Source organism: Sporosarcina sp. P33, from assembly GCF_002077155.1.
In the GTDB taxonomy this organism is placed as follows: Bacteria; Bacillota; Bacilli; order Bacillales_A; family Planococcaceae; genus Sporosarcina.
The window spans coordinates 1081682-1093368 of the sequence record NZ_CP015027.1; the positions used below are offsets into that span (position 1 = coordinate 1081682).

General features: G+C 45.1%; 8 protein-coding genes. 3 read left to right on the forward strand and 5 right to left on the reverse strand.

Features of this window, described 5'->3' with window-relative positions; all coding sequences use genetic code 11:
- Positions 1–66: 66 nt before the first annotated feature.
- The 5 genes from cysI to efeO all read right to left on the reverse strand — a co-directional run bounded on the left by cysI (position 67) and on the right by efeO (position 7848).
- The gene (gene cysI, locus SporoP33_RS05525; RefSeq protein ID WP_081242795.1) at positions 67–1791 is read right to left on the reverse strand and encodes an assimilatory sulfite reductase (NADPH) hemoprotein subunit; all 1725 of its coding nucleotides are present in this window, start codon (positions 1789–1791) and stop codon (positions 67–69) included.
- A 23-nt stretch (positions 1792–1814) separates the two neighbouring features.
- The gene (locus SporoP33_RS05530; protein ID WP_081244760.1) at positions 1815–3629 is read right to left on the reverse strand and encodes an assimilatory sulfite reductase (NADPH) flavoprotein subunit; all 1815 of its coding nucleotides are present in this window, start codon (positions 3627–3629) and stop codon (positions 1815–1817) included.
- Between the two features lie 365 nt (positions 3630–3994).
- The gene (locus SporoP33_RS05535; RefSeq protein ID WP_231293306.1) at positions 3995–5815 is read right to left on the reverse strand and encodes an FTR1 family iron permease; all 1821 of its coding nucleotides are present in this window, start codon (positions 5813–5815) and stop codon (positions 3995–3997) included.
- Complete coding sequence (gene efeB, locus SporoP33_RS05540; RefSeq protein WP_081242796.1) at positions 5718–6995, reverse strand: iron uptake transporter deferrochelatase/peroxidase subunit; 1278 nt, start codon at positions 6993–6995, stop codon at positions 5718–5720. The genes SporoP33_RS05535 and efeB overlap by 98 nt, the downstream gene beginning before the upstream one ends.
- A 4-nt stretch (positions 6996–6999) precedes the next feature.
- Entirely contained in the window at positions 7000–7848 is an 849-nt protein-coding gene (efeO, locus tag SporoP33_RS05545; RefSeq protein ID WP_081244762.1) for an iron uptake system protein EfeO, read from the reverse strand.
- Between the two features lie 245 nt (positions 7849–8093).
- Here efeO and SporoP33_RS05550 point away from each other — a divergent pair, with 245 nt between their 5' ends.
- From SporoP33_RS05550 to SporoP33_RS05560, 3 genes are all read left to right on the forward strand, one after another.
- Positions 8094–9176, forward strand: coding sequence for a DUF2157 domain-containing protein (locus SporoP33_RS05550; protein ID WP_081242797.1), 1083 nt, complete (start codon positions 8094–8096; stop codon positions 9174–9176).
- Positions 9166–9705, forward strand: coding sequence for a GDYXXLXY domain-containing protein (locus tag SporoP33_RS05555; RefSeq protein ID WP_081242798.1), 540 nt, complete (start codon positions 9166–9168; stop codon positions 9703–9705). Before SporoP33_RS05550 ends, SporoP33_RS05555 begins: the two co-directional genes overlap by 11 nt.
- A gap of 211 nt (positions 9706–9916) precedes the next feature.
- Positions 9917–11650 carry an AAA family ATPase gene (locus SporoP33_RS05560; RefSeq protein ID WP_081242799.1) on the forward strand — a complete coding sequence of 578 codons (1734 nt, stop codon included), beginning with the start codon at positions 9917–9919 and terminating at the stop codon, positions 11648–11650.
- The last annotated feature ends 37 nt before the right edge of the window (positions 11651–11687 follow it).

Sequence of the window (11687 nt, forward strand, 5' to 3'; positions counted from 1 at the left end):
GATAGTTCATCTGTTTATTTTCCAATTTAAAAGCAGCGCGATTCTCATCGCACTGCTCTAAACAATTCATACCGTATGGAAATTTGTTCCGTCTGTCGTTTCTCCGACAAATCCCGCGCGAATTACAAAGTCCCCAAAGCGTTCGCCATCATTCCGTTCTTTTGCATAGCGCTTCAATATTGGTCCCAGCTCATCCAAAATTTCTTTCTCCCCAATATTTTCGCGATAAATTTTGCTTAGTCGCTGGCCGGCAAAGCCGCCGCCTAAATACATATTATACTTGCCCGGTCCTTTTCCGATAAAGCCAAGTTCTGCAATTGCCGGACGTGCACAGCCATTCGGGCAGCCCGTCATACGAGTCACAATTTCTTCATCACCTAATCCTGCTTCATCCATCAAACCTTCGATTTTGGTAATCAATGAAGGCAAATATCGCTCTGCTTCCGCCATCGCCAGACCGCAAGTCGGCAATGCCACACACGCCATGGAGCTCCTGCGCAATGCAGACTGTTCGACGGGTGATTCAAGATTATACTTCGCAATAATTTCCTCGATATTCTTTTTATTTGCATCCGCTACATCACCGAGCACAAGATTCTGATTTGGACTCAGACGGAAATCACCTGTGTGGATTTCGGCAATTTCGCGAAGCGCCGTCATTAATTTATAATTCTCTGTATCGCGTACACGTCCGTTTTCAATAAAGAATGTATAGTTCCAGCGATCATTTGCTGCCGCTGCCCATCCATAACGATCGCCATTATGATCGAAGCGGTAAGGCCGTACTGCTTCCAGCTCCCGGCCAAGACGGCTGTGCAGTTCTTCTTTCAGCCAATCCAGTCCGCGTGAATCGATGGTGTACTTGAATCGTGCATATTTCCTTACTGAACGATTTCCATTATCACGCTGAATCATCATCAAGTGCTTGGCAACTTCCACCACCTGATCGGCAGGAACAAAACCTATTAGCCGTCCCAGTTGCGGATACGTTTGCTCATCGCCGTGAGTCATTCCCATTCCGCCGCCTACTGCCACATTAAAGCCGATCAGCTTACCCTCTTCTGCAATCGCAATTAAACCGACATCTTGAGAGAATACATCGACATCATTCATTGGCGGCACAGCAATGCCTATTTTGAATTTTCTTGGGAGATACGTAGCACCGTAGACCGGCTCTACTTCTTCCCCTGTCGTATCCACAATTTTTTCTTCATCCAGCCAAATTTCATGATAAGCGGTCGTCTGCGGCAATAAATCCTGGCTCAGGCGCTTTGCCCACTCATATACTTCAGCATGAATTGGAGACTCATTGGGATTCGGACTGCACATTACGTTACGGTTTACATCACCGCAGGCAGCGATGGAATCCAGCAATGCCTCATTCATTTCCTGGATATTCTTTTTCATGTTCCACTTTAATATCCCATGCATCTGAAATGCTTGACGCGTCGTTAATTTCAACGTGCCATTGCCGTATTTATGCGCCAGCTCATCCATCACCAGCCATTGCTTCGGCGTTGCAAAACCTGCAGGTGTCCGCACACGAATCATGAACTGATAGGCAGGCTCCAGCTTTTGACGCTGACGTTCGGTCCGCAGATCACGGTCATCCTGCAAATAGCTCCCATGGAATTTCATCAGGCGGTTGTCATCACCCGGAATCCCTGCACTGATGGAGTCGTTCATTGTTTCAATCAGACTTCCGCGCAGGTAATCACTTTCAATTTTAATTTCTTCTACATCACTTGGTGGCCCATCCTGTATGTGTACAGGTTTTGTTGTTGAAGACATGTTACCAATCCCCCTCGAATTAATTAATAAACATCCCGCTGATAACGTTTCTCGTGAATTAATTGTGTCAGGAATTCTTCGGCTTCTTCCTGCGTCTTGCCGCCTTCCTGCTGAAGGATTTCGAGCAGTGTCGCATGGACATCTTTAGCCATATTCTTCTCATCACCGCATATATAAATGACTGCGCCATCTTCAATCCATTGATACAGCTCTTGACTCGCCTGTTTCATTTTGTGCTGTACATATACTTTTTCATCTGTATCACGCGAAAAAGCTACATCCAGACGAGTTAACGAGCCATCCTTCACATAGTTTTGCCATTCAGTCTGATAATAGAAATCTGTCACATAATGCTGATCGCCAAAGAATAACCAAGACTTTCCTTGTGCCCCTGTCTCATTCCGTTCTTCAATGAATGAACGGAAAGGCGCAATCCCGGTACCTGGCCCGATCATAATAATCGGAGTTTCAGGATTCGCAGGCAAACGGAAGTTATCATTTTTGTGTATATAGATTGGTAACGTATCACCCGGCTTAAGGTTTTCCGCACATTGGCTCGAGCATACGCCATGCCGGTCACGGCCGTGCGCTTCATATCGCACAACCCCGATTGTTACATGCACTTCTTCCGGATTCGCTTCCAGGCTGCTGGCAATCGAATATAATCTGGCAGGCAATTTACGAAGAATACCAACCAACTGCTGCTCAGCTGCCGAAACCGGTCCGAAGTCCTTCAAGGCATCGAGCAAATCGCGGCCGTCAATATATGCGCGCAGTTCATCCGCTCGTTCTTTATCAAGTAATTGTGTTAACTTTTCCGATTCAGTATAATTCGACAGCTTTTCAAGCAACGGCTTTGTTAATACCGTCACTTCAAAATGATTCAATAACGCAATACGAAACGCACGGCGCTCGCCTTGTGTATTGACCTCAACAGTTTCTTCTGCATTCCAGCCGCCAACTACGATAATCTCATCGATTAAGTCGGAATTATTTTCAGGAAAAATCCCTAGACTATCCCCCGGTTCATACGTTAGGCCCGAGCCCTCTAAGGAAATCTCCAAGTGACGTGTTTCTTTATTCGACCCGCGGCCGTTCAGATTTATATTCTCCAGCACTTCTGCTCTAAACGGATTCGTGCGTGAATATTGCGCGGAAGATACGGGCTCTGCAGCCAGAGCTGCAGCTGCGGATTGACCGCCAGTGTTGATTTCCAGAGAAACTTCTACTGCCGCCAGCCACTGTGCTGCGGGTTCATCATAATCTAAGTCACAATCTACACGCGGCGCCAATTGAACGGCACCCAACTCTGTAAGTCTCTGATCGAAATCGGCGCCTGTTTTACAGAAAAATTCATAGGAGCTGTCACCCAGTGCCAATACAGAATAATGAAGATGATCCAGTTTCGGCGCACGGCGTCCATGCAGGAATTCGTAAAATGGCAGGGCTGTGTCTGGCGGATCCCCTTCCCCATGCGTACTCACAACAAGTAACAGGTTCTCAATTTTTTTTAATGCATTCGGTTTAAAATCACTCATTGACTGAATCGTCACATCAAAAGATTGTTCTTTTAATTTAGCTGCTGCCTGTTCTGCAATTCCCTGTCCATTGCCCGTCTGTGAACCGTACAGAATGGTTATTTCCTTCACAGCAGCCGGAACTTCAATCGTCGGGCGTTCCAGAACCGCCACTCCGCCTGACGGCATTGCAGCTGAACTGGCAGCTGTTAAATAACCGCTCAGCCAGCTTTGCTGCGATTCTGTAATACTCGGCAACAGACGATTGAGCAATTCCACTTGTTCTTCACTAAAAGGACTGTTCGTTACTTGTAACCCCATATTCATCACCCTCGCAACCTCTTATTATATTTTCGTCGTCACGTATCGTTCAAAAAATCCGACTAGACTGACAACTATTTTTACAATGTGTTCATTGTATTACTATTATTCCTATTAGTCAAGTAGGCATTTAAAGTTTAAAGAACAGTATAGATCATTGAATTAGCAGCTTTGGGATGCGGCTTCGCGCCTCGGCAGAACGCATTCCATAGAGTATGCAATAGTCACCCCTTCTGCGCGTTAATCCTATAAGTTTAGTAGGTGATATTTTTTAATTGAATAAACCGTTCATTGTCATTTTGTTTTCTATGCAGCACAAAAAAGATGTCCCTCCGAAGCGCTGTGGCTTCCAGGACACCTTTTAATCAATTGGTAAGTTGTGTTTTCGTACGATTGTCAGCCTTTCGGATCCAGGCTGCCGCTGCAATGATCACAAGTAAGCCAAGCTGCGCCATGATGGTTTCATTGGTTGGATAGAAACCGATAAAGTCGATGATCGGCAATCGCGGCTGGACAGTTGTATCAATGACGTTGTTCAGCTGCAAAGTATGCAGACTGACGCCAAGAATTTTGAATGCGAGTACATATATTAATATCGTCGCCACTGCGAAGAAGCGATGGATTGGAATGCGATGGCTCAGTTTCATGAAAGCGAATGCCACAATAGCCAATATGGCGACTGCAAGCAAAATACCTGCAACAAATTCTATTGTGGACATCTTAGGTGCGATGCCCGCATAGAACACAAGCGTTTCCGCACCTTCCCTGAATACTGACAGAAAACTGACCGATGCCATGGCCAGAACACTGCCCTTTGAAATCGCTTGGCCCATTTGCCTGGAAATATAGCGATTCCAAGACACGACATTGGATTTTTGATGCATCCATATGCCGACACCGATCATTAATGCCGCCGCGACAAGTCCGATGTAACCTTCCATCAGCTCCCGGTCATTGCCGATCGTGACGGACTGTAAAACTGTAGACATCATGACAGCCGCCAAAATACTCAGTGTAATACCGGCAGCAGCACCTATATATACCCATTTCCGCATAGCCTGCTGGTTGGCGTTCGTCAAAAATGACAATAGCGCCATGATAATCAGCAACGCTTCAAGACCTTCACGCAATAAAATCAGTGCGGAGTCCCAAAAGCTGAAATTATCATTCGTTTGCAGCAGCGCAATTTGCTGTTTAAAATCCTGCAACTGACGATCTGCCGCCTGAACATCGTAGCCTTTGTTGGATAGTTGGCCAATGATTAATGGCAATGTATTTTCAAGCTGTGTATATAGAGCGGCATTCTTCGTGCGTACTTCTCCTTCTACATTCGGCCAAATTTGAATAAATTCGCGCAAAGAATCTTTCGCTTCCTCAAACTGTCCGTTTTGCAGAGATTCAGAGCTTTGATCGAGCAAGGCTGTTAATGTCGCAAGTGAATAGTCTTCCGCAGCCGCCTCTTTCAACGTCCCATTGACAAACTGACCGACAGTTGCTGCTAAGTCGTCATACTGTGATTGAAGCACTTCTAGATCAGGCTGTTCTTCCGCCAGGGTGATTCTGATGAACGCCATACTCGTCTCAATCGCGCCATATGCAGATATATTCTGCTCCCGAACCGCACGCTCATTGTGTGTCCACGCAGAAATAAATTGTTGATTTGCTTGCTCAATTTCTTCCAGTGCCCCCGAGCCGATTGCCTGCTGTAAAACGGTAAGCGCCGGCTCCATCGCTTTGCCAAATTTCTCGCGCTCGGCTGGCTCATCCACTGGGTTTTCTGATTTTTCAAGTTCATGCAGAGCTTTGGATAATGAATTTAATAACGCGCCGCGTGATGCTGAATCAGCTTGTAAAGCTTCCTGTAACGTTTTGTCGATTTCTTTTGTGAACTTGGAACTCTCCAGTTTCTGCTGCTGCCAAACCGTTTCAAATTCTTGCAGGGAGGCTAAGGCTTCTTTATCGTTTTCCTTTTTCGTCTGCATTATGGAATCACTGATAGAAATATACAGATCACTGTAATTGATTTCTGTTTCCGCGAATGCCGGGCGGATCGGCAATAACGCTATGATCATGAATACCGCCATCCATTTATATAATCGAGAAGAGTGAGTCACCGATAAAGCCCCCCTTTTGTATCCCAGGGAAGCAGGCAAATAACGCACTGCCGCGATGAGTAATGTATTCATTTAATTTATCTTCCCGCCCAAAACTGTTCTGAATGGCGATAAATTGTTCAGGTCGTTTCTGGAAGGATACGAACAGTAATCCTGCGTCGAATGTGCCAGTTGAATCCATCACACCCGAACTGTAAGAGAACGAACGGCGAAGGATTTTCTGTTTCGCCTTCTTCGCTAATCGAACATGGGAAGCGTCGGGTAATACATAGTTGCCATTTGCATCTTTCTCGTTCAGACCTACCTCGTCCATTTCATTCTTCTTTCCCAAAGGGGCGCCTGTATCACGATGGCGCCCAAATGTTGCTTCCTGTTCCTGAAGTGCGGTGCGGTCCCACGTTTCTAAATGCATCTGAATTCTTCGGACCGCCATATACGTTCCGTTGGTCATCCAGCCCTTTGATTCACCTGCGCCGATCCAGGCAACTTCATTCATCTCTGCTTCTTTAGCGCCATCCGGATTTACAGTGCCGTCTTTAAAAGCGAATAAGTTCCGCGGTGTTTCTTTCTTCTTGCCTTTCATCGGATAGGAATTGAAGCCTGCCTGCGTCCACTTTAATGTCACTTTACCGGAAGCGGCCCGCACTAAGTTCCGTACCGCATGAAATGCAACTTGCGGATCGTCCGCACATGCTTGAATGCAGATGTCCCCTCCTGTGTAGGCAGGGTCGAGCTGATCTTTAGGAAAATGCGGCAAGTCCTTTAATTCAGCGGGGCGCTTTGCAGCTAACCCTAATGACTCTTTTTCAAACAGCGACGGACCAACTCCGAACGTCAGCGTCAGGTTGGAAGCATCAAGCCCCGCCGCTTCACCTGTATCTTTTGCAGGAATCAGCCCATTGGCAGAAGGGTCGGCAATCTGCTCTCCGTTCATCATACGCACAGTCAAAGGTGTCCACATTTTAAATAAATCCATCAATTCCTTCTGTGAGTTTACCAGTGCATTTAACGAAGCGAAATACACATAGCTCTGACATTCAGTCGCAATTCCTGATTGATGTTTACCATAGAAGTTGACTTTATTTTTCGTGCGCGGATTATCCTCTTCCACTGCCATTCCAAATACATTCAGCATACTTCCGAGACCCGACGCTCCAATTACGACGCCTGCAGCACCGGCTCCCGTGTACTTTAGCATTTGACGGCGTGAGATTTTCTTTTCATAGAATTTTTCTTCGGTTCGATCCGTCATATTATCACTCCGTTACGATGCCCATCATACTTAATGGCTCACCCAGTTGATTGACTGCTTCCGACAATGCTTTAGTATCTTCTTTTGTCAGCTCTTCATATGATACATAACCGCCATCCCCATCTTCATAGTCAGCGAGCAGCGCATTAATTGTTTCGAATTTTGTCTGCAGTTCTTCTGTCAGCTGCTGATCTTTCGCAGTCATTTTTTCTTTCAGGATTTCATAAATTTTCTCTGCGCCTTCGATATTTGCTTTAAAGTCATACAGATCCGTGTGGGAATAAATTTCTTCTTCCCCGCTAATTTTAGAAGTGGAAACTTCATTCAATAAATCGACGGCTCCTGTGATCATAAGGTCTGGAGAAACTTCAACCGTTTCCACACGTGCGCGCAGTTCTTTCGCGTCTTTCAGCAACTGATCTGCAACGTCCGCATAACCTTCTGTCGTGTTTTCCGCCCATAATCCATATTCAATTTTGTGATAGCCCGACCACTCTTCTTCGCCCTGTCCCTCTTCTTGCACATCTGCAAGACGTGCATCGATTCTTGGATCCAAGTCGCCGAAGCTTTCTGCAATTGGTTCCGATCTTTCAAAATACATTCTTGCAAGCGGATAGATTTTCTTTGCCTCATCGATATCGCCTGCTTTGACGGCTGTCACGAATTTCTCTGTACCTATAACAAATTCATCCATCTGTTCAAGCGCAAACTGTTTATAGGCTTCTGTTTCTGCCGTTAAATCCACTGCTTCTGGCGTTGCTTGTTCATTTCCAGCAGGCTCTGCAGCTGTACCGCATCCCGTTAAAAGAATACCTGCCGTTAAAGTAAAAGCTGTAACTAGTTTTCGTTTCATTCTGCTTCCTTCTTCCTGCTTTGTAATTTCTTTTATCAATGATAATCGTTCTCATATAAATGTCAATAGGAAGTAAAAGGTGATATATGTATTTTTCTAGTATTAATTGTGTTTTTGAACTATTTACGAGATACTATATTTAACAATTTGTTTGGATGCAGGGCAGCCGTTTCTTTTCAGTAAGGTGTAACATCTCACGAGGTAATACGTCAGCTTAGTAACCAATATGAAGGGAGGGAATCAGTGTGAAAAGAAAAATTAATAGGAAAGAATATGATTTTCTTCGGCAGGAATTTTCTTTTCTTCAGCGGCAAGGCAAGATAGATGAAGCAGGTGCCAATGAAATGCTGGCATTATACGAACCTAAGGGCGGAGCCAATTTCATCCGTATCCTGCTGGTTTTCGGAGCTGTTTTAGTCGGGGTGGGCATTTTGAGCTTCATCGCCGGCAACTGGGCCGGCCTAACGCCATTCTTTAAATTCGGTTTAATCGTCGCCGGAATGCTCGTTTCGTACTTTGCCGGTTACAAGCTTGAAGATGACTATGAACGGACATCACGCAGCATGTATTATATCGGGGCCGCCATTTTTGGTGCAGGGATTTTCCTGATCGGTCAAAGTTTCCACTTGCAGCATACGGTTTACACGGATTTTCTGCTGTGGGCTGTCGGAATTCTGCCACTGGCCTACTATTTGAAGGATCAGCTGCTTGCTGTGTTTGCCGGTGCATTTTTAATTATATACAGCTTCAGCGCATTCTCCGCTTATGATCCAGGAAGTTTTGGTCCTTACTGGCTTGTGCTCTTGATTCCCGTATTATTTTGGATGAATGAAACGCGTTTTGACAGAAAAGGATCATTATTTGTTATGAATGTCTTACTGAGTACTTCCTTTATAGGGAATATACTGGAGCTATTCCATGCAGAGGAATGGATATCCGCAGCAGTTATTTTTGTTATAGGTGTCCTGCTCGCGGTATTCCCTATCAAACACTTTCATACAGAATCTGTCTGGACCGGCTCCGTCATTTTCGGCATCACCGGTATCATGCTGACATTCCCGTTCATATGGGATAATTTGCGATTTGGAGATTCAGCGCCTCATATATTTGCTGTTTTATTCGTTATCTTATTGATCTATCTCCTGCGAAAAGACAGCTTGCCGGCTATTTTGATTACCTGTGCGTTAATCTATCGGTACTACACAGATATAACATATGATTTCATGCCAAAATCATTATTCTTTATCATTGGCGGGCTGCTGTTAATCGGTTTTGGATTCTGGTTTGAAAAATCACGACGAGAGACGGTGAAGCGTCATGAAGAGTAAACGGAATCTATTTCTTGTTGCCTTAATCGTCCCCATTGTCATTCTTCTAGGAATGACCTGGAAGCCATTATTCACACTGAATACAGGTAAATCCATCGTACTCGAAACAGTGCCGGTTGATCCGCGGGATATATTATATGGCGATTATGTCAGTCTTCAATTCGCTATTGAGGAATTCACAAAAGAAGATCTCGATCCTTTGCTTATCGAGGAGTTCTCTAGGCACGATACCGGCAAACTTACAGTATATGCAGTTCTCGAGCAAGAAGAAGGAGATCTGTACGGGTTGAAGAAGGTCACTCATAAAAAGCCGGCCGATGGGTTATTCCTAAAGGGAGATATGTATTATTACGGCAATTCAGACGCGGATACAGATCAGACATATTTCGCAAACTTCCTCCCAGATCGCTTCTATGTATCGGAAAATACGGGAATGGAACTGGAGAAGCTTTCTCGGGAAGGCCAGTTGCTGGCGCTCTTAAAAGTGCGTGACGGTTTTGCCGTGCTGGAAGACATCAGGCCCAAATAATATTTCACTATACATCTCAACAGGCGTGTACCTGTTGAGGTGTTTTTATTTGCTTCAAACAATTGAAAGGTACAATAGCCATATCATCCTATCCTTAGGCATTTACTCACACTGTGATAATATTGTAACTATTTTTCAAGTTTATACCCTGTTCAAAACTACTATTTTTTATTATACTTTGAATAACTAACAAAAGGAGATGGAGCGCACTTTGAAGCCTGTTTCGAAATTAGCATCTAAAATTTTAGTCGCTGTCCTCTTTGTCACGGCAATTGCTGCAGGAGTCACTTGGAATTATTTACAGCCTTCTGGAAGTAAAGAGGTCTCTTTTGCCCAGATGGAAAAACTGATAGCAGAACAGTCAGGTGCTGGTGTCTTATTAAACGAATCGGCTGATGGGAAGCTTTCCATCACACTTGACAATACAACGTACAGCACGATGGTTCGACCGCAAAGTACATTAGTGGATGACTTAGTACAAAAATACAATGTATCTTATCAATATAAAGCAGCAAGTTCCGCTGGCGGATGGATTTTTGGCGGACTTGTATTAGCAGCCCTTCTCACTTTGTTCATTCTTCATAAAAAAGGAAAGCTAAATATTGGCGCAACCGGCATGAAACACCAGGCGTCCAAAGCAACTCCCCTTCCGGATATCACGATGGACGATATTGGCGGGATCCCAGAGGAAATGAAAGAAGAGATTTTGCAGACATTAGAAGTGTTTAAACATCCCGCTGCTGCAAAAGAGATGGGGATCGCTTTACCGCAAGGAATTCTGCTTTACGGTCCTCCAGGAACAGGAAAAACCTTACTGGCCCAGGCAATCGCAAAAGAAATAGGCGCCACTTTCTATTCTTCAAGCGGTGCAGCCTTTACTGAATTATTTGTTGGCGTAGGAGCCTCACGTGTTCGGACACTTTTCCAAAATGCGCGCAAACAAAAACCTGCCGTTATTTTTATTGATGAAGTGGATGCGCTGGCAGGGAAACGAAAAGAGCACGGCGGTGAAGAATCCGAAAAAACGTTAACGGAGCTGCTCGTTCAGCTAGACGGCGGAAATGATAATGAGGGTATTTTATTCATTGCGGCAACTAACCGGAAAGATATGCTTGACGACGCATTTTTACGCCCCGGACGAATCGATTTCACTTTCAATGTGCAGCTGCCGGATACAAAAGGACGCCGGGAAATCATCGATATCCATACGAACGGGAAAACATTGGCTCCTAATGTGGCAACTTCGCTTGATACACTCGCAGAGAGCACTTCTGGATTTTCGGGCGCAGAGATCAGCGGTCTGTTTGAAACAGCAAGCCGCCGGGCTATTCGTGAAGGCCGTAAATTAATCGAGAAGAAAGATCTGGACTTTGCAATTGACCGGACGATTCTCGGAAATACAGCACGGACATTGAATGACCAGGAAACTAAACGCCGGGTTGCTATTCATGAGGCGGGCCACGCGATCATTGCTGCGTTAACGAAGCCGGGTTCTGTCAGAAAAGCGACAATCATTCCAAGAGGCCAGGCACTCGGCTATGTTGCCCCTATCCAAAAGGAACTGCACTTGTCTACTGCCAGTGAACTGCTCGATCAAGTCAGCATGATCTTAGCAGGCGGTATTGCAGAGCGTCTGTATCTGGGTGAACACAGTATCGGGGTCGGCGGTGATGTCGAACAGGCGAAAGATATTTTGGAGCGTATGGTGAATACCGGATTATTCCAGGAAGGTTTCTCCTTAATCTTCAATAAAGCTGAAAAAGAAGAAAAAATGCAGATGCTCTTTAATCAAGCTGCGAAAAAGACTGAAACCTTAATTAAAGATCATGCCTTTCAATTCGAGGAGCTGGTCAACGCGCTTTATAAAGAAGAAACACTTGAAGGTGAAGAAGTACAGCGGATTGTGGAGTTAACGGCTCCAAAAGAAGCTGCAGTATATATGTAAGAATTAAAAACAGCAGTCCCGCATTCAGGGACCGCTG